At 50.2% G+C, this 25,267-nt stretch carries 29 protein-coding genes and 3 tRNA genes; 9 read left to right on the top strand and 23 right to left on the bottom strand.

Annotated elements, in window-relative coordinates; genetic code table 11:
• Positions 1 to 45 precede the first annotated feature (45 nt).
• Both DA718_RS10840 and azuC read right to left on the bottom strand, forming a co-directional pair.
• Entirely contained in the window at positions 46 to 297 is a 252-nt protein-coding gene (locus DA718_RS10840; protein WP_110274338.1) for a DUF2766 family protein, read from the bottom strand.
• A gap of 79 nt (positions 298 to 376) precedes the next feature.
• Positions 377 to 460, bottom strand: a complete 84-nt coding sequence (gene azuC, locus DA718_RS10835; RefSeq protein WP_004136622.1) for a stress response protein AzuC — start codon at positions 458 to 460, stop codon at positions 377 to 379.
• A 209-nt stretch (positions 461 to 669) separates the two neighbouring features.
• On the opposite strand from azuC, the gene DA718_RS10830 reads away from it, so the two are divergent.
• Entirely contained in the window at positions 670 to 2,091 is a 1,422-nt protein-coding gene (locus DA718_RS10830; protein WP_112213257.1) for an MFS transporter, read from the top strand.
• Between the two features lie 47 nt (positions 2,092 to 2,138).
• On the opposite strand, the gene DA718_RS10825 is transcribed toward DA718_RS10830, so the two are convergent.
• On the bottom strand, positions 2,139 to 2,777 hold the full coding sequence (locus DA718_RS10825; RefSeq protein ID WP_110274340.1) for an RpiB/LacA/LacB family sugar-phosphate isomerase: 639 nt from the start codon (positions 2,775 to 2,777) through the stop codon (positions 2,139 to 2,141).
• A gap of 432 nt (positions 2,778 to 3,209) precedes the next feature.
• Here DA718_RS10825 and ftnA point away from each other — a divergent pair, with 432 nt between their 5' ends.
• Positions 3,210 to 3,707, top strand: a complete 498-nt coding sequence (gene ftnA / locus DA718_RS10820; RefSeq protein ID WP_110274389.1) for a non-heme ferritin — start codon at positions 3,210 to 3,212, stop codon at positions 3,705 to 3,707.
• Between the two features lie 36 nt (positions 3,708 to 3,743).
• On the opposite strand, the gene DA718_RS10815 is transcribed toward ftnA, so the two are convergent.
• Positions 3,744 to 3,983, bottom strand: coding sequence for a YecH family metal-binding protein (locus tag DA718_RS10815; protein WP_110274341.1), 240 nt, complete (start codon positions 3,981 to 3,983; stop codon positions 3,744 to 3,746).
• A 194-nt stretch (positions 3,984 to 4,177) separates the two neighbouring features.
• On the opposite strand from DA718_RS10815, the gene tyrP reads away from it, so the two are divergent.
• A complete protein-coding gene (gene tyrP / locus DA718_RS10810; RefSeq protein ID WP_112213256.1) occupies positions 4,178 to 5,389 on the top strand; it encodes a tyrosine transporter TyrP in 1,212 nt (403 codons plus the stop codon).
• Positions 5,390 to 5,418: 29 nt separating this feature from the next.
• Here tyrP and DA718_RS10805 read toward each other — a convergent pair whose 3' ends face one another.
• The 7 genes from DA718_RS10805 to uvrY all read right to left on the bottom strand — a co-directional run bounded on the left by DA718_RS10805 (position 5,419) and on the right by uvrY (position 9,805).
• Positions 5,419 to 6,087, bottom strand: coding sequence for a YecA/YgfB family protein (locus DA718_RS10805; RefSeq protein WP_112213255.1), 669 nt, complete (start codon positions 6,085 to 6,087; stop codon positions 5,419 to 5,421).
• A 186-nt stretch (positions 6,088 to 6,273) separates the two neighbouring features.
• Positions 6,274 to 6,360 (bottom strand) — tRNA-Leu (locus DA718_RS10800).
• Between the two features lie 13 nt (positions 6,361 to 6,373).
• A tRNA-Cys gene (locus DA718_RS10795) sits at positions 6,374 to 6,447 on the bottom strand.
• A 39-nt stretch (positions 6,448 to 6,486) separates the two neighbouring features.
• Positions 6,487 to 6,562, bottom strand: a tRNA-Gly gene (locus DA718_RS10790).
• A 151-nt stretch (positions 6,563 to 6,713) separates the two neighbouring features.
• The gene (pgsA, locus tag DA718_RS10785; protein WP_112213254.1) at positions 6,714 to 7,262 is read right to left on the bottom strand and encodes a CDP-diacylglycerol--glycerol-3-phosphate 3-phosphatidyltransferase; all 549 of its coding nucleotides are present in this window, start codon (positions 7,260 to 7,262) and stop codon (positions 6,714 to 6,716) included.
• A gap of 57 nt (positions 7,263 to 7,319) precedes the next feature.
• Entirely contained in the window at positions 7,320 to 9,152 is a 1,833-nt protein-coding gene (uvrC, locus tag DA718_RS10780) for an excinuclease ABC subunit UvrC (protein WP_112213253.1), read from the bottom strand.
• Positions 9,149 to 9,805, bottom strand: a complete 657-nt coding sequence (uvrY, locus tag DA718_RS10775; protein WP_110274346.1) for a UvrY/SirA/GacA family response regulator transcription factor — start codon at positions 9,803 to 9,805, stop codon at positions 9,149 to 9,151. The genes uvrC and uvrY overlap by 4 nt, the downstream gene beginning before the upstream one ends.
• Positions 9,806 to 10,267: 462 nt before the next feature.
• On the opposite strand from uvrY, the gene DA718_RS10770 reads away from it, so the two are divergent.
• Positions 10,268 to 10,492, top strand: coding sequence for a DUF2594 family protein (locus DA718_RS10770; protein ID WP_110274347.1), 225 nt, complete (start codon positions 10,268 to 10,270; stop codon positions 10,490 to 10,492).
• 67 nt (positions 10,493 to 10,559) lie between these two features.
• On the opposite strand, the gene sdiA is transcribed toward DA718_RS10770, so the two are convergent.
• The 5 genes from sdiA to tcyJ form a co-directional block, all read right to left on the bottom strand.
• Entirely contained in the window at positions 10,560 to 11,282 is a 723-nt protein-coding gene (gene sdiA / locus DA718_RS10765; protein WP_112213252.1) for a quorum-sensing transcriptional regulator SdiA, read from the bottom strand.
• 309 nt (positions 11,283 to 11,591) lie between these two features.
• Entirely contained in the window at positions 11,592 to 12,344 is a 753-nt protein-coding gene (gene tcyN / locus DA718_RS10760; protein WP_110274349.1) for an L-cystine ABC transporter ATP-binding protein TcyN, read from the bottom strand.
• Positions 12,341 to 13,009, bottom strand: a complete 669-nt coding sequence (gene tcyL / locus DA718_RS10755) for a cystine ABC transporter permease (protein ID WP_112213251.1) — start codon at positions 13,007 to 13,009, stop codon at positions 12,341 to 12,343. The genes tcyN and tcyL overlap by 4 nt, the downstream gene beginning before the upstream one ends.
• A 15-nt stretch (positions 13,010 to 13,024) precedes the next feature.
• Entirely contained in the window at positions 13,025 to 14,011 is a 987-nt protein-coding gene (dcyD, locus tag DA718_RS10750) for a D-cysteine desulfhydrase (protein WP_112213250.1), read from the bottom strand.
• 95 nt (positions 14,012 to 14,106) lie between these two features.
• Entirely contained in the window at positions 14,107 to 14,907 is an 801-nt protein-coding gene (tcyJ, locus tag DA718_RS10745) for a cystine ABC transporter substrate-binding protein (protein WP_112213249.1), read from the bottom strand.
• Positions 14,908 to 15,108: 201 nt separating this feature from the next.
• Between tcyJ and amyA the strand changes: the two genes are divergently transcribed.
• Positions 15,109 to 16,596 carry an alpha-amylase gene (gene amyA, locus DA718_RS10740; RefSeq protein ID WP_112213248.1) on the top strand — a complete coding sequence of 496 codons (1,488 nt, stop codon included), beginning with the start codon at positions 15,109 to 15,111 and terminating at the stop codon, positions 16,594 to 16,596.
• A 47-nt stretch (positions 16,597 to 16,643) separates the two neighbouring features.
• On the opposite strand, the gene yedD is transcribed toward amyA, so the two are convergent.
• Positions 16,644 to 17,060 carry a lipoprotein YedD gene (yedD, locus tag DA718_RS10735; RefSeq protein ID WP_167492751.1) on the bottom strand — a complete coding sequence of 139 codons (417 nt, stop codon included), beginning with the start codon at positions 17,058 to 17,060 and terminating at the stop codon, positions 16,644 to 16,646.
• A gap of 461 nt (positions 17,061 to 17,521) precedes the next feature.
• Here yedD and rcsA point away from each other — a divergent pair, with 461 nt between their 5' ends.
• The gene (rcsA, locus tag DA718_RS10730; protein ID WP_112213246.1) at positions 17,522 to 18,145 is read left to right on the top strand and encodes a transcriptional regulator RcsA; all 624 of its coding nucleotides are present in this window, start codon (positions 17,522 to 17,524) and stop codon (positions 18,143 to 18,145) included.
• Positions 18,146 to 18,187: 42 nt separating this feature from the next.
• Here the strand turns inward: rcsA and dsrB are convergent, their stop codons facing one another.
• Positions 18,188 to 18,376, bottom strand: coding sequence for a protein DsrB (gene dsrB / locus DA718_RS10725; protein WP_112213245.1), 189 nt, complete (start codon positions 18,374 to 18,376; stop codon positions 18,188 to 18,190).
• Between the two features lie 131 nt (positions 18,377 to 18,507).
• Here dsrB and yodD point away from each other — a divergent pair, with 131 nt between their 5' ends.
• Positions 18,508 to 18,723 (top strand): YodD family peroxide/acid resistance protein, encoded by a 216-nt coding sequence (yodD, locus tag DA718_RS10720; protein WP_112213244.1) that lies wholly within the window; start codon positions 18,508 to 18,510, stop codon positions 18,721 to 18,723.
• A gap of 329 nt (positions 18,724 to 19,052) precedes the next feature.
• On the opposite strand, the gene dgcQ is transcribed toward yodD, so the two are convergent.
• From dgcQ to DA718_RS10705, 3 genes are all read right to left on the bottom strand, one after another.
• Complete coding sequence (dgcQ, locus tag DA718_RS10715; RefSeq protein ID WP_112213243.1) at positions 19,053 to 20,720, bottom strand: cellulose biosynthesis regulator diguanylate cyclase DgcQ; 1,668 nt, start codon at positions 20,718 to 20,720, stop codon at positions 19,053 to 19,055.
• Positions 20,721 to 20,827: 107 nt separating this feature from the next.
• Complete coding sequence (locus tag DA718_RS10710; protein ID WP_110274359.1) at positions 20,828 to 21,007, bottom strand: YodC family protein; 180 nt, start codon at positions 21,005 to 21,007, stop codon at positions 20,828 to 20,830.
• A gap of 75 nt (positions 21,008 to 21,082) precedes the next feature.
• A complete protein-coding gene (locus tag DA718_RS10705; RefSeq protein WP_112213242.1) occupies positions 21,083 to 21,994 on the bottom strand; it encodes a DUF808 domain-containing protein in 912 nt (303 codons plus the stop codon).
• Between the two features lie 183 nt (positions 21,995 to 22,177).
• On the opposite strand from DA718_RS10705, the gene yedA reads away from it, so the two are divergent.
• Positions 22,178 to 23,089 carry a drug/metabolite exporter YedA gene (gene yedA / locus DA718_RS10700; protein ID WP_112213241.1) on the top strand — a complete coding sequence of 304 codons (912 nt, stop codon included), beginning with the start codon at positions 22,178 to 22,180 and terminating at the stop codon, positions 23,087 to 23,089.
• Here yedA and DA718_RS10695 read toward each other — a convergent pair.
• Positions 23,064 to 23,558 (bottom strand): very short patch repair endonuclease, encoded by a 495-nt coding sequence (locus tag DA718_RS10695; protein ID WP_112213240.1) that lies wholly within the window; start codon positions 23,556 to 23,558, stop codon positions 23,064 to 23,066. The genes yedA and DA718_RS10695 overlap by 26 nt on opposite strands.
• A gap of 19 nt (positions 23,559 to 23,577) precedes the next feature.
• Positions 23,578 to 24,228: a GntR family transcriptional regulator gene (locus DA718_RS10690; RefSeq protein WP_110274363.1), complete on the bottom strand. Its 651-nt coding sequence runs from the start codon at positions 24,226 to 24,228 to the stop codon at positions 23,578 to 23,580.
• A gap of 254 nt (positions 24,229 to 24,482) precedes the next feature.
• Here DA718_RS10690 and DA718_RS10685 point away from each other — a divergent pair, with 254 nt between their 5' ends.
• Complete coding sequence (locus tag DA718_RS10685) at positions 24,483 to 25,256, top strand: SDR family NAD(P)-dependent oxidoreductase (RefSeq protein WP_112213239.1); 774 nt, start codon at positions 24,483 to 24,485, stop codon at positions 25,254 to 25,256.
• Positions 25,257 to 25,267: the final 11 nt, after the last annotated feature.

Raw genomic sequence — 25,267 nt, 5'->3', positions numbered from 1 at the left:
CCACATAACGACGCCCCGCCATCACGTGATGGTGGGGCTATGTATTTAGTGCGCCTCGCCTTGCGGGGTGAACTTCAGTTCAATTAAGGCAATGGCTTTTTGTACCGCCCGCAGCGTAACCGGATCGGCCGATGCAGGATGACTGGCAAAATCGATGGCTTTTAACTGAGTGGTCATTTTCTCGCGCACTTCGACAGGGGCGATGATATCAATAACGTCGAGAATCTGTTTGATGACCAGTTGGCAGGCAACCACGTCGGAAACCAGCTCGTCATTTTCGGTGAGATGTTGGGACATTTTTTACTCCTTTTTTCAGGAGCGTAATAGTAACCTAAATCTTAAGAGATAAAAAAACCTGCCGCAGCAGGTTTTTTTATCAGAACATACCGCCAGGGGGTACGTCTTTGAAGGTTTTGCAGTAGTTTTCAAACATGCTTTTAAGGATTTTGCGCAGCTTCATGGATTGACTCCGATTTTGTTATGCAGGTGTTAATGTCTACTGGGCTATAATATGACTTACATCACAAAAATCAATATGAACATGCGTCAAATCACACTATTTTTACAAAAATAATTTAAACATTAAACAAAAATGAGCTAAATCGGACTGTTAGAGCAACATGCTCTGCGTCGAGTTTGGCCCCTCTTTGCTATGGCAGCGACACGACAATGAGCACAAACATCTCTTCCAGGGACGATCGTTCTTTTTCAGCACCCGCACTGCTGGTGGCTGGCGCTTTTTTTATGGAGTTCCTCGACGGTACGGTGATCGCCACAGCCCTGCCGGACATGGCGAAAGACTTTGGCGTCACAGCGGTCGATCTCAATATCGGTATCAGCGCCTATCTCATTACGCTGGCCGTGCTGATACCGGCCAGCGGCTGGATAGCCGATCGCTTCGGCGCACGCAAAATCTTCACTCTCGCGCTGGCGATTTTCACGCTGGCTTCTGTTTTTTGCGGACTATCAACCAACGTCGACATCTTCGTAGCGATGCGAATTCTACAAGGAATAGGCGGTGCTCTGATGGTCCCAGTAGGCCGACTGGCAGTTTTGCGAACGACACCGAAGCATCAGCTCATTAAGGCGATTGCCACTCTGACCTGGCCCGCATTAGTGGCTCCCATTATCGGCCCGCCGCTGGGCGGATTTATCACCAGCTATGCCAGTTGGCACTGGATTTTCTTTATTAACGTGCCCCTTGGGCTCATCGCTATGGCCCTGTCTTTGCGCATCATCCCAAACATTCGTGAAGATGAACCACGGCCTTTTGACCTTCCCGGCTTCCTTGCCACGTCAATCGCCATGATTAGCCTGGTCACCGCCATGGAATTTCTCGGCGATCGTCAGCCTTTGAGTTGGCAAACACCGGCGCTGCTGGTATTAGGCCTCGGCAGCATGTTGTTTTCACTACGCCATTTCCGTCACGCAGCCTGGCCGATGGTGCGTCTCGATGCGCTACAAATACCGACCTTCAAGGTCACTATGTACGGCGGCTCGCTGTTCCGTGCCTCAATTAGCGCCGTCCCTTTCCTGCTGCCGCTGCTGTTTCAGGTCGGGTTTGGTATGGACCCATTCCACTCAGGGTTGCTGGTGCTGGCCGTTTTCGTTGGTAATTTAACCATCAAGCCCGCGACAACGCCGTTAATTCGCTGGCTGGGTTTTCGCCGCCTGCTGCTGATCAACGGCGCGCTGAATGTGTTCTCGCTGCTGGCCTGCGCTTTTTTAACACCACAAACGCCAGTCTGGCTGATTTTCGTGATTCTCTATCTCGGCGGGGTATTCCGTTCTATTCAATTTACCGGCGTCAGCACCCTTGCTTTTGCCGATGTGCCTTCAGCGCAAATGAGCTATGCCAATACGTTGTTCAGCACCGCTTCGCAGCTGGCCGTTGGGCTTGGGATTACGCTCGGGGCGATCGGTATTCGTATTGGGGAGAAGTTCAGTGAATGGTTTAATCTCACAAGTCTGCCGGGGATCAGCTTCCGTCTGTCGTTTATTTTTATTGCGTTGATTTGTCTGGTGGGAATGATTGATAGCCTGCACCTGGCAAAAGATGCCGGTAGCAGCGTGTCCAACAAAAAGAAATAGCCCAAAAGAAAAGGCCAGCAGCGCTGGCCCTGGATATTTGCAGGAGATTAACCGACGATCTGGCGAACGAACGCTTCGATCTCTTTATCCTGACAATTTTCGAAGAAGCACTGCTGGAAGCGCGGGCCAGACACGGCAGTTTTCACCAGCTCCGGGTCGATAGCACGCAGCGTATCCAGATAGTTATCTTTCACTACTGCGGCTTTAACGGTGTTCAGGATGCCAGCGTTACGTACCTGAGGCTCTTTACGCTCCGGCGGATAACCTTCGCCGTTACGCCCTGTGAACGCTTTCTCGAAAATAAAGCGTACGTTCAGCTCTGCACCCCAGCCAAAACCTTTCGCGAATGGCAGAGAAAGCGCGTTACCGTTGTTGATCTGCGCAAACAGGAACGCATCAGCAGGATCGATACAGTAGCCACAAACTACGCCCGGATGGATGTTCAGAGACATCATTGCACCCTGGCCGGTACCGCAGCCGGTGATCACGAAGTCTACCGCTTTAGAGTTCAGCAGGATGCTGGCCATGATACCCAGATGGATATAGGTCAGGTGGTGATCGTTTTCATCGCTCATGCCGACGTTGTAAACCGGAAAACCTTTCTCGTCTGCAACAGCGTTTAACTCGTTGAGGATGATGGCGTTTTTGTTCGCCTGGCTGTTTTCCATCATCAGTGCGATTTTCATGCTTTACTCTCCTGAATGCTGTGCGGGTTTTCCCGCGATAGTTCGTTAACGTTGTGAAGAACAATACTACCTTACGAACATACTTTCAAATTTTATGAAAAGTTGTTTTATAAATTGCATATCGCCTCACACTTTCACCACCCACAGCATCCGGGCGTTGCTTTCTTCCCCCACCCTTTTCTCACCAGGCTAACCCAAGCGCTCATAACCACTCAAAGTTGCGCGTCCCTCTTCAAGAATAAGTCGGACCCATAATTAATATTGATAATATTAAATTAAAACCATTCTCATTATTTATTAAATTGCCAATGCGTGTTATTCCCATTTGCATTAGTAATAAATGAATTTATTAATTTACTTTTTGCAAATAAATTAATAACAAATTATAGTGACGGCACAATCACCTTTGACTTTATTTGCGGAGCAAGCCAGATGCTGAAAACTGAAATGATCGACAAGCTTAATGCACAGATGAACCTTGAACTTTATTCTTCTCTGCTTTATCAGCAAATGAGCGCATGGTGCAGCTACCACAGCTTTGAAGGCGCCGCCGCGTTTCTGCGCCGCCACGCGCAAGAAGAGATGACCCATATGCAGCGTCTGTTCGACTACCTGACCGATACCGGTAGCCTGCCGTGCATCAATGCCATCGCCTCACCGTTTGCCGAATATACTTCACTGGACGACCTGTTCCGCGTCACCTACGAACACGAACAACTCATTACGCAGAAAATTAACGAACTGGCTCATGCGGCAATGTCCAGCCAGGATTATCCGACATTTAATTTCCTGCAATGGTATGTTGCTGAGCAGCACGAAGAAGAGAAACTGTTTAAATCCGTTATTGATAAACTGACCCTCGCAGGCAAAAGCGGTGAAGGCCTGTACTTTATTGATAAAGAGCTGGCAACGCTCGATACGCAAAATTAATGAAGATGGCGGCGATGTTCAACAATCGCCGCCCTATTAATGACGACAAATTTTACTTTCGTGCGTATTAAACCCTTCCTCTGCGGCAATAAATTTGCCCTTTTTCTGCAAGAATGCCACTAACTCCGCCGCACTCAGGTTTTCCGCCGAACAGGTATGGAATCGTGCATCCGTCCCGAAACGGCTGGTAATCGCCGCTTCCAGACTGGCCACGGTGTAAGGTTCGCCTGAAGCGATCATCATCTGTAGAACTTCATGACCATGAATTGATTGCATAATATCCCCCATAAAACACGCAGGATAACCCCACTTATTATTCCGATTCTTGCGCCAGCGCAGGCTTAGCGTAAACGTTCAATATCGTAAACTTATTATTACACCCACTGTAACCTGCATTTGACGAAATCACTGATTTCACATACTCTGCGCGGCATAATTCATTGTGTAATCCGTCATGGATAGAGAAAAGCGTGAAGAACCGCACTCTTGGTAGTATTTTAATCGTAGCTGGCACCACCATCGGCGCAGGGATGTTGGCGATGCCTTTGGCATCAGCAGGCGTAGGTTTCGGCGTAACGTTAGTTTTGCTTATCGCCCTGTGGGCGCTGATGTGTTACACCGCGTTATTGTTGCTTGAAGTTTATCAGCACGTCCCGGCTGACACGGGGCTGGGCTCCCTGGCAGCGCGCTATCTGGGGCGTTACGGGCAGTGGGCTACCGGTGTTTGCATGCTGTTCTTACTGTACGCACTTACCGCGGCCTATATTAGCGGCGCCGGTGAATTGCTGGCTTCAAGTCTCAATCAATGGCTGGGCTGGACACTACCACCTGCGGTTGGAGTACTGCTGTTTACAGGCATCGGCGGAACGGTGGTTTGTATCGGTACGTCACTGGTTGATCTCTTTAACCGTTTTCTGTTCAGCGCCAAAATCATTTTCCTCGCTATTATGCTGGCGCTTCTGCTTCCGCATATTCATCAGATAAACTTGTTGACCCTGCCGCTACAGCAAGGGCTGGCGCTGTCGGCGATTCCAGTAATTTTTACCTCGTTTGGTTTTCACGGCAGCATACCCAGCGTCGTCAGCTATCTGAACGGAGATATACGCAAGCTGCGTCGGGTATTTGTCATCGGAAGCTTTATTCCACTGGTTGCCTATATTTTCTGGCAACTGGCAACCCTGGGCAGTATTGATTCTCCTACTTTTACCGCTCTGCTGGCACAAAATGCCGGACTCAACGGGCTGTTAGAAGCGATCCGTGAAGTCGTTGCCTCGTCGCACGTTGAGCTGGCGGTTCATCTCTTTGCAGACCTGGCGCTGGCGACTTCATTTCTCGGCGTCGCGCTTGGCCTGTTTGACTACCTGGCCGATTTGTTTCAACGTAAAAATGGTCCGGCCGGGCGTATACAGAGTGGTGTAATCACCTTTTTCCCCCCTCTGGCGTTCGCCCTATTCTATCCACGCGGTTTCGTGATGGCCTTAGGTTATGCAGGGGTCGCGCTGGCGGTATTGGCGCTAATGCTACCTTCGTTATTGGTGATGAAAAGCCGTAAACAGCATCCTGACGCCGCCTGGCGAGTCGCTGGGGGGGCACCCGCGCTGTGGTTGGTTCTGCTGTGCGGAATCGGAATTGTGGCCATTCAGTTTGCTATCGTCGCAGGATTGCTGCCCGCGGTGGGATAAAAAATCAGGGGCCAGATTGGCCCCTTTACTTATTTTGCTAAGCAGCACTGCTTATATTTCTTACCACTACCGCATGGGCAAGGATCGTTACGCCCAATTTTCGCCTCATTTCGTATTGGCTGCTGAACGTCAGCTGGCTGAGCATGCTCAGTCCAGTAGTTGTAAAGCGCCAGGGCCGCCGGACGAATACGCTCTACGCTGGCAATAAACTCTTCAGCTGATAATTCATCAAGCGCTTCAAATCGCTCCTCGGTGCCGTGCAGAGCGATGGCATCCAGTTCAGCTTGTAGCTCAGTTGGTAAAGCAGTCCAGTCACTGAGGCCGACACCGCGCATATAACCGAAGCACCATTCTTCTACAATGGTTAACTCCTGCCCTTCCTCTTCACGGCAGCCAAACATGGGTTCGAACTGCTCAGGATAATTGCTTAAGCGCTCGGCAGTATCACTCATATGTTGCAGCGTCAGGTTCACAAAGCGATCGCGTTCGCGATCGTTGGCCCAACGCGGTACTTTATCCGCCCCGCCCCAGATAGCCAACAGCCACTGCGCAGGTTCAACTTCCGTCGGCCCGGAGAGAATTGCCGTCAGCAATCCATCAAGTTCGGCAACATCCATGATGGTGCCTTCTTCTGCATATTTCGACAGGATCTCATCCAGCCATTCAACTTCGCTTTCGTTCAGGGGTCCGGTTTTCATAAACAGTCTCGTGGTCGTAGAAAAATGGCGCTTACAGTAGCGGAAATAGCGAGAGAAAACCACCTGACATCACCCATTCAGGAGAGTTAATCTTTTTAATAATAGACAGGGGACAAAAACAAAAAAACCACCCGGAGGTGGTTTCACGACACTGCTTATTGCTTTGATTATTCTGCTATATCCCAATGGTACCCGGAGCGGGACTTGAACCCGCACAGCGCGAACGCCGAGGGATTTTAAATCCCTTGTGTCTACCGATTCCACCACCCGGGCTCGGGATAGTAATTGGAGGCGCGTTCCGGAGTCGAACCGGACTAGACGGATTTGCAATCCGCTACATAACCGCTTTGCTAACGCGCCTTAATACTGCAACACCCGCAATTGCCGATGTTTTTATACTGGAGCGGGAAACGAGACTCGAACTCGCGACCCCGACCTTGGCAAGGTCGTGCTCTACCAACTGAGCTATTCCCGCATTACCAAGCTAAATTGCTAATCGCTTGATTTTGTTATCGTCTGGCAGACTGTGCTGCCGTTCGATGCGTTGCATTCTACTTACCTGGCGCAATGAGTCAACGTTATTTTTTAAAACCTTGTGTTGTTTGCTGAAAATTGCGCCGAAACGATCACTGATCAAGCAAATCGCCGCGTGCAGCATTCAAATATTGCAGCATTGACCACAACGTCAGCACCGCCGCTACGAGGAACAGGCCAATACCCGCCCATTCAACCCAGATATTTGGCCGCCACAGCATCCACACTAGTGCCGCCATCTGTGCCGTTGTTTTCACTTTACCGATCCACGAAACCGCTACGCTGCTGCGTTTACCCAGCTCAGCCATCCACTCACGCAAGGCGGAGATAATAATTTCACGGGCAATCATTGTTGCGGCCGGTAACGTCACCCACCAGGTGTGATAATGCTCAGCAACCAGCACCATCGCGATCGCAACCATGACTTTATCCGCAACCGGATCCAGGAAGGCACCAAAGCGCGTGCTCTGATTCCAGCGACGCGCCAGATAGCCATCAAACCAGTCGGTTACGGCAGCGACAAAGAAAATCAGCGCGCAAGCAAAGGGAGCCCAAACAAACGGCAGGTAAAATGCCAGTACAAAGAAAGGGATAAGAATGACGCGAAACAGAGTAAGCAACGTAGGGATATTAAATCGCATAGTAACGGGTAACTATCTGTTGTAAGTAAAAATTAGCCCTATGTTGCTACAGAGCCCCTAATGTTTCAACGAGTAGAAGATCTTTTCTGCCAGACCGTGAGATATACCCGGCACTTTAGCAATTTCTTCAACGCTGGCTTTCTGTAGCCCCTGCAGGCCGCCCATATATTTCAACAACATTTGTCGGCGCTTTGGCCCCACCCCTTCGATGGTTTCCAGCGTACTGGTACTTTTCACTTTCGCCCGTTTTTTACGGTGACCGGTGATGGCATGATCGTGTGATTCATCGCGAATATGCTGGATAACATGCAACGCCGGTGAATCCGGCGGAAGGCTAAACCCCTCCCCTTCAGGTTCGAAGAATAGCGTCTCCAGTCCTGCTTTACGATCGCTGCCTTTTGCTACACCCAATAGCAGAGGGTGGTTTTTATCCCACGGAACATCCAACTCGGCAAAGACCGTTTTCGCCTGTCCGAGCTGCCCTTTACCACCATCGATCAGGATAACATCGGGAATTTTACTCTCTTCGATTGCCTTGCCGTAGCGACGGCGCAGAACCTGGTTCATCGCGGCATAATCATCACCCGGAGTGATGCCGGTAATATTATAGCGTCGATATTCCGCCCGCAGCGGCCCATTGCTGTCAAAAACGACGCACGACGCGATCGTTTGTTCCCCCATCGTGTGGCTGATATCAAAGCACTCCATTCGATTGATGGCGGGAAGCTTAAGCAACGTCGTCAGTGCCTGTAGGCGTTGGGTGATAGTCGAATGCTGAGAGAGTTTGGTCGTCAACGCCGTAGCGGCATTGGTTCGCGCCAGTTTCAAATAGCGTGCGCGATCGCCACGAGGCTTCGTTTGTACGTTAACACGGCGTCCGGCCAGTTCTGAGAGTGAATCTGCCAGTAGGGTTTTGTCGCCCAGGTTGAAATCCAGCAGGATCTCACCCGGTAGCGTTCGCATCTGGCTACCCTGCAAATAGAACTGACCGACAAAAGTTTCCACCACTTCCCCAAGCTCGGTTCCACTGGGTACCTTCGGGAAATAGCTGCGGCTGCCCAGCACCTTACCCTGACGAATAAACAGCACGTGCACACAGGCCATACCGGCATCAAAAGCTACACCGATGACATCAAGATCGTCACCGTTGTTAGAAACAAACTGCTTCTCCGTAACCCGGCGTACCGCCTGAATCTGGTCACGGATCCGCGCAGCTTCTTCAAACTCTAGCGACTGACTGGCTTTCTCCATACGAGCGATCAACTGCGTTAACACCTGATCGTCCTTACCCGCAAGGAACAAGCGCACGTAATCAACCTGCTGAGCGTACTCTTCCTCGCTAACCAACCCGGCGACGCACGGCCCCAGACAGCGACCAATCTGGTACTGCAGGCATGGACGCGAGCGATTGCGGTACACGCTGTTCTCACATTGACGGATTGGGAAAATCTTTTGCAGCAGAGCTAAAGTTTCACGAACCGCATAGCCGTTCGGAAATGGGCCAAAATACTCGCCTTTAGCGTGCTTTGCACCGCGATGCGTGGCCAGCCGGGGATGGGTATCACCGCTAAGAAAAATGAAAGGATAGGATTTATCATCTCGCAGCAGCACGTTATAACGCGGCTGATACAGCTTGATGTAATTATGCTCGAGCAGCAGCGCTTCCGTTTCAGTGTGCGTGACGGTGACGTCGATTTGCGCAATAAGCGCTACCAACGCTTCGGTTTTACGCGAAGCCAGGTTGCTGCGAAAATAGCTACTGAGCCGCTTTTTCAGATCTTTTGCTTTACCCACATAGATGACAGTACCGCCAGCATCATACATACGATAGACGCCCGGCTGGCTGGTCACTGTCTTCAGGAAAGCTTTTGCGTCAAAAACATCACTCACTGACTTGCTAACGACTCCGCATTACACAGGCCATGGCGGATTGCCAGGTGCGTCAGCTCCACATCGCCATGAATATTCAGTTTGCTGAACATTCGGTAACGGTAGCTGTTCACCGTCTTAGGACTCAGATTTAACTGCTCTGAGATCTCATTGACCTTCTGACCTTTAGTGATCATCAGCATAATCTGCAATTCACGCTCAGACAAACTGGCAAACGGCGATTCTGCCTTTTCGGGCTCAATCTGGCTGAGCGCCATCTGCTGGGCGATATCTGAAGCGATATATCGCTGCCCTGATGCCACACAGCGAATCGCATTCACGACCTCTTGCGGTGCAGCACCTTTACTAAGGTAACCAGCCGCACCAGCCTGCATCACTTTTGCCGGAAGAGGGTTTTCGGTATGAACCGTGAGCATAATCACTTTGGCATCAGCGACAGAACGGGCAATTTTGCGGGTAGCCTCAAGCCCCCCGATACCCGGCATATTCATATCCATCAGGACGACATCGACGGGATTAGCGCGACACCATTTCACAGCGTCCTCACCACAGCACGCTTCACCGACAACTTTAATTCCTTTTATATCTTCCAGAATGCGTCGTATCCCTGCGCGCACTAGTTCGTGGTCATCAACAAGAAGGACGTTGATCAAAGGAATAATCTCCAGAATTAGGGATAACGCTACTGATAGCTTATCGCATACATATTACCGGGTTTTATCGTAACTTTAAAAGCCAAAAAAATGTCCTATGAAAGATTTCTTACTGACTTATGGAAATCTGCCTGCACACTAAGTGGAAAGCCATACATAACAGTGAGTTGTATTATGCAAATTTTTTAACATTCATCATACAGATTACGCAAGAACACAACACATCTCGCAGATGATAAATACGAAACAAGATATGTAACAATTATTAACGATAGAGTACTGGTGCAGAAAATTAACGCGCTTAGATCTCATGAATACGTATTATTCAGTGAATTAAATCATTCACAGCTTAGATGAAAGAACAGAAACCAAGCACTCCTTTTTTTCCCTTTGCTTGTGCTATACTTCGCCGCCTTCACTTTTAGTAATGCGCATTTGCGCAGAGAGCAAACGAGGATATCGATGAGCACACCAGATTTTTCCACTGCAGAAAATAATCAGGAACTGGCGCAGGAAGTTTCCTGTCTGAAAGCACTGTTAACGCTGATGCTTCAAGCCATGGGCCAGGCGGATGCAGGTCGCGTGATGATTAAAATGGAAAGGCAAATTGCGCAGATGGAAGATGAGGCTCAGGCCGCCGTATTCTCCAGTACCGTCAAGCAAATTAAGCAGGCATATCGTCAGTAACTATTCACCGGCTGAAAGTTTTACTGACAGCCGGTATCACGTCTGGCACGCAGAACCAAGGATTAGCTCAAATTAAACCCGTTGCCACGGCATAGCAGGCAATCTGCGTTTTGTTTGGCGCATTGAATTTTCGTTGCATGTTCTTCTGATGGAAATTGACGGTATTTTCTGAGATAGACAGAATCATAGCGACCTCAGCCGAGGTTTTTCCTTCCGCTGTCCATTTCAAAATCTCCAGTTCGCGTCGGCTAAATTTCATTTCCGGCGGCATGACCATCTCATCTTCCAGCCGTAATAGCGTCAATAAACTCAACTCAATCAGCGTTCTTAAGCGCATCTCCAGTTCATCTTCTGCCAAGGGACCCGGGCTGCGACTTTCGCCCGAAACGGATAAGAATCCCTGGGCATGGTTCGGTAGCGTCAGACACTGCGTCACGCCTTTTCGTAACCCATGATCGCGGGCACCGTTCCATAATTCAGGCGTATCATGGAATAATTTGTCGTCCCACGGCAGATGCCCACGAAGGAAATTTTCGCTTCGTAGTACCGGGTCAATAGCAAAGTAATTCTCGGCTTGATAGTGCGACATCCAGGCCTGTGGATAAGTCGATTTCAGGGTCACCCGGGGGCGAGTAAAGGGTACGGGATGCCGTACGCAGAGCGCGAAGTAGTCATATTCCAGTTCTTCTGATTGCTGTTGAAGAAGATTATAAACCCCCTCTCCCGCAGCAACGGACTGGAATTGTTGCAGCATTTCCCGCCGCCAGCTGAAAAAATCATTGTCCCTCATAACTGACCAAATAACTCCTGATTGATAATCATTATTATAAATACATAAAGCTAACACATAAATCTTATTTATATGTATAAAATATCGTAGCCATCGCACTTATTAGATTGCAGTTGTCGCGACGGGAGGATTCTGTCGGAAAGTATGCCGATTGATACCACTGGAATCTTTGATGTGCATAACAGGTCTGACTTCTGAGCGATGCGAAGGCATTCAACTTTCTGATGAAAAAAAATGGACAGAAGCGTCGATAATCTGTCAGCGTCCGACCGTTTTTTTCCAGTCGTAACGCTGCCAGCGGATTAGGGGCTACTGCATCAGGAATTTTTCAAGAAACTGACGGGTACGTGACTGTTGAGGGTTGGAAAATAGCGATTTTGCCTCACCCTGTTCAACGATACGCCCCTGATCCATAAAGATGGCTCGATCAGCCACATCGCGGGCGAAGCTCATCTCATGGGTCACGATAACCATGGTACGTTTCTCCTGCGCTAGTTGACGAATGGTACTCAACACCTCCCCCACCAGCTCGGGATCTAACGCCGATGTCGGCTCATCAAACAAAATCACATCAGGCCGCATCGCCAGCGCTCTGGCAATCGCCACACGCTGCTGCTGGCCACCGGACAAACGACGCGGATAGCTGTTTTCCTTCCCCGTCAGGCCCACTTTCGCCAGCAATTCACGCGCGCGGGTGATGGATTCATTTTTATCCTCCCCTTTCACGATAACCGGCCCTTCAATAATGTTTTCCATCACCGTGCGATGCGGAAACAGATTAAAGCTCTGGAACACAAAGCCAACATGCTGGCGCAGGCGGCGAATGGCCGTTTTTTGCTGACTGATGCTGCGCGCAGTATCAATAGTTACATCGCCAACACGAATCGTCCCGCTCTCCGGCTGTTCCAGCAGATTAATGCTGCGCAGCAACGTGGTTTTACCCGAGCCGCTGGGACCGATGATCGCCACGACTTCACCTTCCTGTACTTCAAGATCGATACCGTGAAGCACGGTTTGACCATGGAACTGTTTCACCAGGTTTTTAACTTCGATGGCACTCATTTCGGATCACGCTCCTGGCGGTTCAGCTGGTTTTCAAAATAGTTCTGTAGCGTCGACAGCACCGTCGCCATCACCCAGTAGATCAGCGAAGCAGCCAGGTACATAGTGAAAACTTCCAGCGTACGCGAGGTAATCAGCTGGGCCTGACGGAATAGCTCAGGGACCTGGATGGTCGCCGCCAGCGAGGTATCTTTCACCAGGCTGATAAAACTATTAGAGAGCGGCGGCAGCGCCACGCGTGCAGCCTGCGGAAGAATAGCGCGGCGCATGGCCTGCCATCGCGTCATGCCAATACTCGCCGCCGCCTCCCACTGCCCTTTATCAATGGAGGCAATGGCTGCGCGCAGCGTTTCCGCCGCGTAGGCCGCAGTATTCAGCGATAGACCAATCATCGCCGCGGGAATAGGATCCAGCTCAATACCAAACTGCGGTAGGCCATAGTAGATCATGAACAGCTGGGCTATCAGCGGCGTACCGCGAAAAATAGAGATGTACATCCGCGCCAGCCATTTGATTGGCCAGACGGGTGACATGCGCATAAGCGCCAGAATAAACCCCAGTACCAGGCCGAAAAACATCCCGCCAAGACTGAGTTGTAGCGTAAATACCGCACCTTTCAGCAGAAAAGGCGCGGAATCAATAACCAGTTGGATACTCTCTTGCATTCTATTTGTTCTGCATTAGATATGAGGATGATAAGCGAACAGTGCGGGCGCACCGCCAGTATGAATAAACAAAATCGGCCCATCATCCTTAAAGCGGTTTTGGTTGATACCATCAATCAGCCCGGCCATCGCCTTTCCGGTATATACCGGGTCCAGCAGAATACCTTCAAGCTGCGCCAGCAATCTTACCGCGTCCATCCCTTCATCGTTTGGCGTGCCGTAGCCAGGTGCAAAATAATCATCCCACAGCTGGATCCCTGCCCTGGCTTCCAGCTCCAGGCTGTTTGCCACCGCTTGCTGCAACGCAATCACTTTTGGCAGTTGGTCAGCAACTTTGCGCGAGACGGTCACACCGATCAATTCAGCATTCGGCATCAGTTGTTCAAGACCCACGGCCAGGCCGGCATGAGTGCCTGCGCTACCGGATGCAACAACCACAGAAGACAGCTCAACCGCCCCTTCACACTGCTGAGCAATTTCCAGCGCGCTTTCGACATAACCCAGAGCGCCAAGGGCGTTAGAACCACCAACTGGGATCACATACGGGCGATAGCCCTGGGCTTCAATTCGGGTCGCCAGCTCTTCCAACTGGGCATTAGGATCGGTCAACGCATCACACATCTCAACCTGCGTATTAAACAGATCAAGCAGCAGGCGATTGCCGTTTGTCAGATAGTTTTCGGCGCGGGTCCCAATCGGATTTTCCAGCAACGCTACGCAGTGCAGGCCTAGTTTGGCCGCTACCGCCGCCGTCTGGCGAACATGGTTTGACTGAATTGCCCCTGCGGTAATCAGCGTATCCGCGCCCTCTCGCAGCGCATCTGCCGCCAGAAACTCAAGCTTACGCAGCTTATTGCCGCCCATCGCCAGTGGCGTAACATCATCGCGCTTGATAAAGATTTCACGCCCAAGGTGATCGGACAAACGCGGCAGGTATTCCAACGGCGTTGGCGCGCCAATCAGTTCCAGACGCGGAAAAAGGGTTAAATTTTGCAGTGACATAAGACCTCCAGACTGAGCTATCCCTAATTATGCACGCAGTTACGCGCGAAATAAAAAAAGGCGCTATCAAGAGCGCCTTTTTTCACCACTGGTCGTTATTTCGTCACGTCAGCGCCAAACCATTTTTCCGACAAAGCTTTGAGGCTGCCGTCTTTTTGCATATCCGCAATGGCACTATCAACCGCTTTCAGCAGGTCTTCGTTACCTTTACGCAACGCAACGCCAGACTCCTGCCGGGAGAAAGCTTCACCGGTGACCGCCAGCGTATTGTTGGTTTTCTTCACCAGATCGAGCGCCGCCAGACGGTCAACCAGGATGGCGTCGATACGACCTACGCGCAGATCCTGGTATTTCGTCGGGTCATCATCATAAGTACGGATATCGACACCCTGTACATTCTGGCGCAGCCACTCTTCATAGTTGGTGCCCAGGCCAACGCCAACTTTCTTACCTTTCAGGTCGGCTGCGGTTTTAATCACGCCTTCGTTACCCTTTTTCACCAGCGCCTGAATACCGGACACAGTGTAGGGGGTAGAGAAGTCATATTTTTTCTTGCGCTGATCGGAAATGGTGACCTGATTAATCACCACATCAATACGTTTGGAATCCAGCGATGCCAGCATGCCGTCCCATTTTGTTGGCTTGAGATCGGCCTTCACGCCAAGATGCTTCGCCAGCTCATTCGCAAAATCCACTTCGAAACCGGTAAGTTTCCCGTCATCACCCTGATAGCTGAATGGCGGATAAGTGCCTTCCAGGCCTACACGTAGGGTGCCACGCTCTTTAACCTGATTGAGCAAATTTTCAGCAGCAAACGTTTTTGTGCTGACGCCAGCCATTAAAACAACGGCCATCGCGCCCATCAGCGCCTGGCGACCCAGAAGTGCTAATTTCATAGAGACTCCTAACAGAGTGATATTTTGCTCTAGTGTAAGGCGTTTAGCCTCAGCGACCAACATCGATAAGCTACATCTTATTCCAAATAATTATATATGATGCCTTTTAGTACATAGTGAAAACGAAGCGTAAATTCCTCCATTTTGCTGGATATCTCTCATACTGCAATGGTCAGCTTGATGACGTCTGGAGCATGGAAGATGAAAAACCCCACGTTATTGCAGTGTTTTCACTGGTACTACCCAACCGGCGGTGAACTATGGCGTGAAGTCGAAGCCCTGGCGCCAAACCTGAACGAAATCGGCATAAATATGATTTGGTTGCCTCCTGCCTACAAAGGAGCTTCCGGCGGCTACTCTGTCGGATATGACAGCTACGACCTTTTTGATCTCGGCGAATTTGATCAAAAAGGCTCTGTTGCGACCAAGTATGGCGATAAATCCCAACTGCTGGCCGCCATTGCTGCGCTACGCCAGCACGATATCGCCATCCTGCTTGATGTGGTGGTCAATCACAAAATGGGGGCAGATGAAAAAGAGGCCGTGCATATTCAACGTGTCGATGAGCAAGACCGCACGCAAATCTCGGAGGAGATTGTGGCGTGCGAAGCCTGGACGCGATACACCTTCCCCGTTCGCGCAGGGCAATACTCCAAGTTTATTTGGGATTACAAATGCTTTAGCGGAATCGACCATATTGAAAATCCGGATGAAGACGGTGTGTTTAAAATCGTCAACGACTACACCGGCGAAGGCTGGAACGATCAGGTCGATGATGAAATGGGTAATTTCGACTACCTGATGGGCGAAAATATCGATTATCGCAACCGGGCAGTAACCGAGGAGATTAAGTACTGGGCGCGCTGGGTCATGGAGCAGACCGGGTGTGATGGTTTCCGCCTTGACGCAGTTAAACACATTCCAGCCTGGTTTTATAAAGAGTGGATCGACCACGTCCAGGAAGTGGCGACAAAACCGCTGTTTATCGTTGCAGAATACTGGTCCCACGAGGTGGATAAGCTTCAGCAATATATCGCGCTGGTCGACGGTAAAACATTGCTGTTTGATGCGCCCCTGCAGATGAAATTCCACGAAGCATCGCGCCAGGGTCGTGACTATGACATGAGCCAGATTTTTAGCGGTACGCTGGTCGAAGCTGATCCTTTCCATGCCGTAACGCTGGTGACTAATCATGATACGCAGCCGCTTCAGGCGCTTGAAGCGCCGGTAGAACCGTGGTTTAAACCATTGGCGTACGCGTTGATTCTGCTACGTGAAAATGGGGTGCCATCGGTTTTTTATGCCGACCTCTTCGGTGCCAGCTATGAAGATACCGGAGGTGACGGCCAAACCTACGCCATTGAAATGCCGGTTATTGAGCAGTTGCACGAACTGATCGATGCCCGTCAGCAATTTGCTCACGGTGTTCAGACGCTATGGTTCGATCATCCAAACTGTATCGCCTTCAGCCGCAGCGGCACCGATGAAGATCCGGGTTGCGTAGTCATACTTTCAAATGGCGATGATGGAGAGAAATCACTCCCTCTCGGCGCAAACTATGGCAATAAGCGCTGGCGGGATTTTCTCAACAACCGCGAGGAAGTGATTGAAACCGATGATGAAGGCAACGGAGTTTTCACCTGTAACGGCGGCAGCGTTAGCGTTTGGGTAATTGAAGAAGTGCTCTAGCAGAAAGGAAAATCGCGGGCTGAAAATGGAATCAGCCCGCTAATCAGCTATTGTGCGTTTTTATCCGTCACGGCCTTTTTCCATGCCACTTCGCACTCTGAAGTGAGACGATCAACCCGCTTTAGCGTCATACGATCGTAACGTAACGTATTGCCTTCGCGTTCGACAGGATAAACATCCAAAGCAGAGGTCACATTGTAGACCGCGTCATCGCGTTTCATTAATTTACCCGGCACGGTAATCACCCGCTGCCATTGTCGGCAGTCCAGGGTATCGCCATCTTTGGTCACAATCAGGCTAGCAATTGCATCCGGGCTCATCATTTCACTCTGCGGCCCCGCCGATTGCCAGTATCCTTCCAGCCCTGCGGGCGCTGGCGCCTTAACGACATCGCTATAGTTATCAACCTGAACGCATCCGGTCAGAGCCAACAACGCGCCAGCAAACACAATCTTTTTCATCATTCATCCCACAAACCGATAAAAAAGCATTGTGGCATTAAAGCGTTAAGCCCGCCACTCTTCCTGGGGAGGGGGTGAATGAAGCAAGGTCGTCGTACATAACAAGCAAGTGGCATCAACATTCCATAGGCTTATGTTAAATTATTCTTACCCATCAATTTCAACCCATCATTTACAAGGTGATAATTTAAGCACTCAATATAAGGATAATCCTATTTTAAAATAAGCCAAAAATGGCAACCTTATATGTCACGGGTATTTATTGTTTTTAAATCTTCCACATAGCGATTCACAGCCTTTACTTTGAGAATATTCCTGGCAAATTATAGGTATTATTTCGAAATAGTTCAGACTGCTTAATGGTTCCAGCATAGCAGCTGTTTTTTATGACTAACTAAAATGGACTTCATCGCTTCTTGTCGGCGAGGGATAAATTATCGTTACGTGTTGATTGAGGATGGGTCATGTCAACGATTATCATGGATTTGTGCAGTTTTACCCGGTTGGGATTAACCGGGTACCTGACAAGCCGGGGGATAAAGAAGCGCGATATCACTGAGGTATATAACGCCGAAAGCCTGAGAGCTGCCTGCGAGGCATGCCGCCCGACAGTAGTATTTATCAATGAAGATTGCTTTATTCACCAGCAAGAGAGTAACCAGCTTATCCGGCAAATCATAAATCAGAATCCAGGTACGCTCTTTTTTATCTTTATGTCGCTGGCGAATATTCATTTCGAACACTATCTTCTGGTACGCAAAAACTTGCTTATTAGCTCAAAATCGCTGACCGCAAAAGACCTTGATGATATTCTGGCTAATCGCCTGAAGTATGAGAATTATCGCACTGCACGGATTACTATCCCAACGCTGACCTTAAGCCAGACTGAATCAAATATGTTACAGATGTGGATGGCCGGATATGGAACCACCCACATCTCCGCACAGATGAACATTAAGGCTAAAACCGTTTCTTCGCACAAAGGCAATATTAAAAAGAAAATCCAGACTCACAACAAGCAGGTGATTTATCACATTGTGCGACTGGCCGAGAACATCACTTCCGGGATCCACGTCAATATACGTTGAAGAGTACTGGCGGCAGATGCCGCCAGTGTGCCTGATTGAGCGTTAATCTTCTTTTTCAACAAAAACGCCGTCCGAATGCCCTATCTCGTTGAAAAACCAGATCCCCAGGGGATAGTCTTCCAGCGATACCAGATACATCACCCCTTCGCTAAACGACTCTATTGCCAGCACAACTCCCGACCGACGTGGGCCACCATCGGTCTTCACCGTGACACGATCGTTTACCTGCATAACTCATCTCCTCTATTTTTGAGCCAGTGTAGAACAAAACGGACGATCGCGCAGCGTTCCCCCCCATAACTGATGTTTTTGTAAACCATCTATACTTAAACAGCGTATCCGGGTTAAGCGAGGTAGCCAGAATGAATACCGCCAAACAGAGCAAAGGCGGGGAAAGTGTCGATGTTGACGCCCTGCTGGCAGCGATTAATGAAATCAGTGAAAGTGAGGTACAGCGAGCGCGGGACGATCCGCATCATGTAAGCATAGATGGTCGTGATTATCACACCTGGCGCGAGTTGGCTGAAGCCTTTGAACTTGATGTTCATGACTTCAGCGTGACTGAAATCAATCGCTAATTCCAGGCGAAAAAAATCCCGACTCGCAGGAGTCGGGATGAAACTTGCTAATGCAAGAAGCACTTGAAAATTCGTTACACCAGGAAATCCGATGCGTTGCAAACATTACCCTCAATTATTTTGCATGACAACAGCCATTCATGGAGTAAATTATTGAGAAATATCCCTAATATCACGATCACCGCTGGCAAGGCTGACCAGGCAAGGGCTTGTGCGGTTCGTTCTTCTACGAACGGCGGTTCATAAGAAAATATTTTTTAAGATAAATCTCACCAAAGTCACTATCACTGATGGCTTAACAACCATTCATCCACCACACAAATGTAACCTTATCCTTCAGCACAGACCTGATTACGCCCATTTTGCTTAGCCAGGTACAACCGATGATCGGCAATCGACTGCAAGCTTTCAAAGTTGAACTCATTTGAATTGTCACTACTGCTTACGCCAAAGGAGGCACTAACACGCAGACTCGTCCTGTTTCGCAGTAAAATCTCGCGGCCATTGATGCGAACTCGAATCCGTTCTGCAATGGCCGTTGCTTCATGTAGCGTCGTATTCGGCATCACAATACAAAACTCTTCCCCGCCAACCCGACCAGCAAGGTCACCCTCGCGGATATGACTCGCGATAGTACTGCCCACCAGCGACAATACGCGATCGCCGGCCTGATGCCCGTGTCGATCGTTAACGCCTTTGAAATAGTCCAGATCGAGCTGAATCACCGCGATAGGGCGTTTCAGACGCTCACTTAAGGTGGTCGCCTCGCTAGCGCGTTCGAACAGCGCACCGCGGTTTAACAAACGCGTCAGCGCATCATGCCAGGCTCGCCACTCAAGAGACGTTTGCAACACGCTCATATTGCGCACCATTCGGCGAATAACCAGCCAGGAGATCATCAGCATCAGGGTGAACATTAGCCACATCAGCATCAAAGCAATGGTGATGCGACCAAAATCATCGCGAACACCGTCTTTAAGCGAGTGAATACGTAGCAGCACTCCGTCAAAGTTACGTAGTTTTTCCCAGCTGATATAGCGGGTTAATAAACGAATTCCCCCCTGATTGCCATGGGAAAAAGCACTTCGCAGCTGTTCTTGCTCCTGCGGTGATAACAGGGTTAACACGTTATCAGATGCGGAAGACGCAATTAAATTGAGGCGATTATCATAAAGTTGATATTCACTTTCCTGGCCATTCTTTACTGCGTTAACCAGAAAGTTCCTCATTTCGCGAACGGAGAAATCCATCGCCAGTACGCCTAACCAGTAGCGTTGATAATCAAGAGGGATAGAGGCCGTCACCACCTGAGCTTCGCGCTGCGGTTCATCACCAGAAAAAGTTTGCCAGACAATACCGCGAGCCGGGTTATTACGCTGCGTTTGCTGAATAAACCACGAAGCGCTAATTGCCCGTGAATATAGCCCCAGCGCCTGAGTCGAATTCTTCGGCGGTTTCGTAGTGATAAAAAAACCACTGCGCGAAACATACAGCATACGCTCGGTAAGGCCCTGGTTGTTATTGGCCAGGCGCAACAAATACCCGAGCTCAAGGCTCGCCATCAGCTCATTACCGGAAAAAGGAATATCGCGAGAAAGAAGATCGTCACTATCGACAAAAGCATCGGCTACACCATACACGGGCAGCGTCCGCCGGTTACGTATCTCGACGGACCATATTGGCTCATGCCGCTTTTCTAAATAATCCTGCTCGGCCTTTCGCAGCACCGCAAAATCTAACGGTGTTCCCAGCGCCGACTGCATACCGTTGCGAAAAAAGATCATTCTGTCGATATTGAACTGCAGCAGACCATCCAGTTCATGGGTGACGTTTTCAAGATTGTTACGCTGATTTGCAACGTACGCTTCTTCAAGGATCTTGACCTCACGCCATATCAACAGCGTGGAAAAGCAGAAAACGATAAAAAAGCAGAGATTAACCACATATCCGGGGCTTAACACACGGCGTAGTTTTTTCATCCACATCGGCTTATCCATCGTTCTCTCGCAGCACGGTCAAAGAAGCAAAGGTCATCAACGTCCCATATTAGTCAGGTACTCAATCATATAAAAAACGCCCGACTCATGCCGGGCGCTTATCAGGTTCAGGAATGATTCGGCTTCCCTCCCCCTCCGCGGATTAATTCATCCTCGCGAAATGCTTCGCGCTTAACACCATGACCGTCATACCAACGACACTCAACCATACCGCTGGCGAACCCGGTAACGACCATGCGTGGGCCACCATTTTTCCGCCTTACTTCATCACTGACCAACAAGACCATTTTTGCCTCCGGTATCAGGAAGAAACAAACTTACCTTAGACGAAGCTGAACCACTTTGCCTGGGCGGGAGCACATTTACTCAACCGGACGACGAAGACTGCCAATGGCTTTCACTCCGGCCAGCACAATGGCGCCAATAATAAATCCCAGCACCAGATTCGCCACCGTTGGCAGCAGCGAGGCAATCATACTATTCTGCCCATGGGAAAACTCTTCAATAGCATGATGCAACGGCGCAATGCCGTGAACGACAATACCGCCGCCAACCAGAAACATTGCCAGCGTCCCTACTACAGAAAGGGTTTTCATCAGGCGCGGTGCAATAGCCAGCAGGGCTTTACCCAACCACTGTGCCAACGTACTGGTTTTCTCCACCAGCCAGTAACCCATATCATCGAGCTTAACAATAACCCCCACCAGTCCATACACGCCCACGGTCACCAGCAGAGCGATACCAGACAGGATGAGAATCTGATTTAACAACGGCGCTTCGGCAACGATCCCGAGCGTGATGGCGACAATTTCAGCGGACAAAATAAAGTCGGTGCGGATCGCCCCTTTGACCTTATCGCGCTCGAAAGCCATTGGGTCCTGATTGGCCAGCGCCTCTAGCCGCTGCTGACGAACTTGAGGATCCTCTTTGTGTTTACGCGCCTGCAAGGTATGCAGCACTTTCTCAACGCCTTCAAAGCATAGAAACGCGCCGCCCAACATGAGTAACGGCGTAATGGCCCAAGGAATAAATGCGCTGATTAATAACGCCAGCGGTACCAGAATCACTTTATTGATAAATGAGCCTTTCGCTACGCCCCAAACGACCGGCAGCTCGCGATTGGCCCGTACTCCGGTAACCTGTTGAGCGTTAAGCGATAAATCATCGCCCAATACGCCTGCCGTTTTCTTCGCCGCCAGTTTTCCCATGACCGAAATATCGTCAAGGAGAGTGGCAATATCATCCAATAAGGTTAAAAGACTACTTCCTGCCAAAATTGCATTCCTTCATTTATGGTTATTTCTCCTGAAGTATGAAGCAAAAGTGCTTTTTCGCCCACAGGTGTCCATAGTCAACATAAATTTAACCATTGCGGGAGAATTAAAGCGCTCGCCAGCACGATAGTTTTCACGTTTACTATACGTCCCCTTTCTATCTCTGCACCGTCGTGAGGAAGTATGTCTACCCGTCAGCTGTTACCGCTCATCGGGGCGTTGTTTGCGCTGTATATCATTTGGGGCTCCACCTATTTTGCCATCGCCGTTGGCGTCGCCAGCTGGCCACCATTAATGATGGCGGGCGTGCGTTTTCTTTCTGCTGGCGCAGTGCTGATTGTCTGGCTGCTGGCAACCGGGCATAAGCTCCCGGCGCGAAAGCCGCTACTCAACGCGGCGCTGATTGGTATTTTACTGCTGGCCGTCGGTAACGGCTTTGTCACCCTCGCCGAGCACCAGCACGTACCATCCGGGATTGCAGCGGTGATGGTGGCGACGGTACCGCTATTCACGCTATGTTTTAGCCGCTTTTTTGGGATTGCGACTCGCAAGCTTGAGTGGTTAGGTATTGCCATTGGCCTGGCGGGCATCGTGCTGCTCAATAGCGGTGGCAACCTGAATGGTAACCCCTGGGGAGCGCTGCTGATTCTTATCGGTTCCATGAGCTGGGCCTTTGGCTCCGTCTACGGCTCGCGAATCGAGCTACCGACGGGGATGATGGCGGGCGCCATAGAGATGCTGGCCGCAGGGATCGTGCTAATGATAGCTTCCACGCTGACCGGGGAAAAATTAACCCAAATGCCATCCTGGTCCGGTATTTTTGCCGTCGCCTATCTGGCTATCTTCGGTTCACTTATCGCCATCAACGCCTATATGTATTTGATTCGCAACGTCACTCCCGCTGTTGCGACCAGCTATGCTTACGTAAACCCGGTTGTCGCCGTACTGCTCGGCACCGGTTTTGCCGGAGAAAGTTTATCCCCCATAGAGTGGCTGGCGCTGGGGATTATCATCTTTGCGGTCGTTCTGGTGACGCTCGGTAAGTACCTGTTCCCGGCGCGCAGAGAAATCACATCTTGTCAGGCCGAGAAGTAACGTCCAGCAAACCCATGCCCTGAGTATCGATCTGCGCGCAGTCCCCTCCGCCGCAGATCCACTCTTCCAGGCGCTCACCTAGCGCTTCATCGCTAAGTTTCTTTCTCCCGCGCAGCGCACACTCCCAGACAACCAGCACCCGCCATCCCTGCTCTACCAGCAGCCCGATATCCCGGCAATCGCGCGCGACGTTTTTAGCTATCTTATCCAGCCAGAATTCAGTTCTCGTACCGGGGACTTTAAACAGATAACAATTATGATGATGCCAAAAACAGCCGTGGGTAAAGATAACGCACTGATAGTCCGCCATCACAAAGTCCGGGCGTCCGGGCAGCGTGGCGTCCTGTACAGTAAAGGTAAACCCAGAGTGGGCCAGCAGCCCCGCCAGCCGTTTTTCAATTGCCGTATCGCGGGTGCCGATCGCGCGCATATTTTTGCTGCGGGTAGCTTTATCGTGGACGTCGGCCATGGTTAATCTCGCATTTTAATCAGCGGCTTAGAGACTTATAGGTAAACTCAGTGAAGTAATCGTTGACGTTTTTCGACGCGCTAGCCGCCAGCTCTTCGTCGCCATGACAGATATTACGCAGCATGGTGGCATTTAGCTGTGAGGCTTTTACCAGCTCCTGCTGGTTACTGGCGCTAAGCTGCGCAAACCAAAAACGGCTGGAAAGGCCCTGTAACGGTGAAAGACATGGCTGTAAATATTCATTTTCTGCCGCAAGACCAATCAGGGCATAGGTTTGCTTTAATAGCGCGCCAAACTGACGCATATGCGAAATATCGCTAATCGCTTCAAAAGATTCCGCCAGCAGCAGCATCTCTTTCTTCTGCTGGTGCGTGCCGCGCCGGGTCGCAAGACGCACAGCGAACTCGCCTACACAGCGGCGTAGCTCCAGAACCTTGAGCTGTACCTCAACGGAGATCGTCGGAATAAACACGCCCTTATAGGGGTAGATCTCCACAAGTCTGTCATTAGCCAGACGTTGTAACGCTTCCCTTACCGGACTACGGCCAAAGCCGGTCAGCTCCATGAGCTGTGCTTCAGACACCATCGAACCCGGCGCAAGATCCTGAAAAATAATCATGCTTTCAATGGCTTCATAAGCCTGATTCATTTTATTGACGGGTGGATTCATTAGCGTTCTCCCTGCTGAATTGCAGCATTATCCGCCCAACGCAGCAAAAATGAAAATCAAAAATTCTCAGTTAATTAAACAGTTACGACAAAATTTGTGATCAGCATCGTATTTAACCCAACAGATGATGGATGTTTTTTTCATGAAGTGCAAATCTAATAAGCAACTAATATATCAGTTGTTGATTAAGTGACTAAGATATCGTCAATGCAGGATACTGCTCATCATGTGTTGCACACTAAAAGGAGAAAGTCGTGAGTCTACATAACCAGGTCGCACTGGTGACGGGTGCGGGAAACATGAAAGGGATCGGCAAAGGCATTGCCTGCGCGCTTGCTGAAGCAGGCGCGGATATCGTCATCAATTACGTTGTCAACCCGGAGGAAGCAGAACAGGTTGCTGGTATTATCCGCGGACTCGGAAGGCGCGCCCTGCTGGTCCAGGCCGATATCTCCCATCCTGAACAAGTTCGCCAGATGTTTAATGATATAGATACCCACTTTGGACGCCTCGATATTCTGGTTAACAACGCCGGCGTATGCGTCTGGGAACCCTTCCTCGAAATCAGTAAACCGGCCTTTGACCATGCGGTGAACATCAATATAAAAGGAACCTACGACTGCGCTCGCCACGCCGCCCGCATGATGGTGAAAAAAGGGATCCATGGACGCATCATCAACGTTGCCTCAGGTCACGCGCGCCGCCCAATGGCGCTGATGGGGGTCTACGCCGCCACCAAAGCCGCTATCGATCAGATGAGCCAGTCGATGGCCTTCGAACTCGCACGCTACGGCATTACCGTAAACCAGCTTTGGCCGGGGTTTGTCGATACCAATATCAACGATCCTAAACCCGAACTGGCTACGGATGAGGGGCGGAAGAAGCTGCTGGCGACCATTCCTGTTGGTCAGCCGGCAACCATTGAAGAGCTTGGCGCTGCTGCCGTGTATTTAGCCGGGGACAAAGGCGCAGTTATTACCGGTGACTTCATTAAAATTGATGGCGGCCAGCATATCCGCTGTATTTAATCAGGAGAATG

The sequence above is a fragment of the Klebsiella huaxiensis genome, assembly GCF_003261575.2.
Lineage (GTDB): Bacteria > Pseudomonadota > Gammaproteobacteria > Enterobacterales > Enterobacteriaceae > Klebsiella > Klebsiella huaxiensis.
Note: the sequence above shows the minus strand (reverse complement) of the source record. Positions and strands in the feature narration are given on the sequence as shown.

Coding starts and splice junctions, on each gene's coding strand:
- DA718_RS10690 (WP_110274363.1), bottom strand. CDS start 24,228: ATGAATCCACCCGTCAATAAAATGAATCAGGCTTATGAAGCCATTGAA.
- DA718_RS10695 (WP_112213240.1), bottom strand. CDS start 23,558: ATGGCCGACGTCCACGATAAAGCTACCCGCAGCAAAAATATGCGCGCG.
- DA718_RS10770 (WP_110274347.1), top strand. CDS start 10,268: ATGAGCACACCAGATTTTTCCACTGCAGAAAATAATCAGGAACTGGCG.
- DA718_RS10805 (WP_112213255.1), bottom strand. CDS start 6,087: ATGAAAACCGGACCCCTGAACGAAAGCGAAGTTGAATGGCTGGATGAG.
- sdiA (WP_112213252.1), bottom strand. CDS start 11,282: ATGAGGGACAATGATTTTTTCAGCTGGCGGCGGGAAATGCTGCAACAA.
- pgsA (WP_112213254.1), bottom strand. CDS start 7,262: ATGCGATTTAATATCCCTACGTTGCTTACTCTGTTTCGCGTCATTCTT.
- dgcQ (WP_112213243.1), bottom strand. CDS start 20,720: ATGGATAAGCCGATGTGGATGAAAAAACTACGCCGTGTGTTAAGCCCC.
- amyA (WP_112213248.1), top strand. CDS start 15,109: ATGAAAAACCCCACGTTATTGCAGTGTTTTCACTGGTACTACCCAACC.
- ftnA (WP_110274389.1), top strand. CDS start 3,210: ATGCTGAAAACTGAAATGATCGACAAGCTTAATGCACAGATGAACCTT.
- DA718_RS10840 (WP_110274338.1), bottom strand. CDS start 297: ATGTCCCAACATCTCACCGAAAATGACGAGCTGGTTTCCGACGTGGTT.
- yedA (WP_112213241.1), top strand. CDS start 22,178: ATGTCTACCCGTCAGCTGTTACCGCTCATCGGGGCGTTGTTTGCGCTG.
- DA718_RS10830 (WP_112213257.1), top strand. CDS start 670: ATGAGCACAAACATCTCTTCCAGGGACGATCGTTCTTTTTCAGCACCC.
- DA718_RS10815 (WP_110274341.1), bottom strand. CDS start 3,983: ATGCAATCAATTCATGGTCATGAAGTTCTACAGATGATGATCGCTTCA.
- azuC (WP_004136622.1), bottom strand. CDS start 460: ATGAAGCTGCGCAAAATCCTTAAAAGCATGTTTGAAAACTACTGCAAA.
- yedD (WP_167492751.1), bottom strand. CDS start 17,060: ATGATGAAAAAGATTGTGTTTGCTGGCGCGTTGTTGGCTCTGACCGGA.
- tcyJ (WP_112213249.1), bottom strand. CDS start 14,907: ATGAAATTAGCACTTCTGGGTCGCCAGGCGCTGATGGGCGCGATGGCC.
- tcyN (WP_110274349.1), bottom strand. CDS start 12,344: ATGAGTGCCATCGAAGTTAAAAACCTGGTGAAACAGTTCCATGGTCAA.
- tcyL (WP_112213251.1), bottom strand. CDS start 13,009: ATGCAAGAGAGTATCCAACTGGTTATTGATTCCGCGCCTTTTCTGCTG.
- dcyD (WP_112213250.1), bottom strand. CDS start 14,011: ATGTCACTGCAAAATTTAACCCTTTTTCCGCGTCTGGAACTGATTGGC.
- rcsA (WP_112213246.1), top strand. CDS start 17,522: ATGTCAACGATTATCATGGATTTGTGCAGTTTTACCCGGTTGGGATTA.
- dsrB (WP_112213245.1), bottom strand. CDS start 18,376: ATGCAGGTAAACGATCGTGTCACGGTGAAGACCGATGGTGGCCCACGT.
- yodD (WP_112213244.1), top strand. CDS start 18,508: ATGAATACCGCCAAACAGAGCAAAGGCGGGGAAAGTGTCGATGTTGAC.
- DA718_RS10710 (WP_110274359.1), bottom strand. CDS start 21,007: ATGGTCTTGTTGGTCAGTGATGAAGTAAGGCGGAAAAATGGTGGCCCA.
- DA718_RS10825 (WP_110274340.1), bottom strand. CDS start 2,777: ATGAAAATCGCACTGATGATGGAAAACAGCCAGGCGAACAAAAACGCC.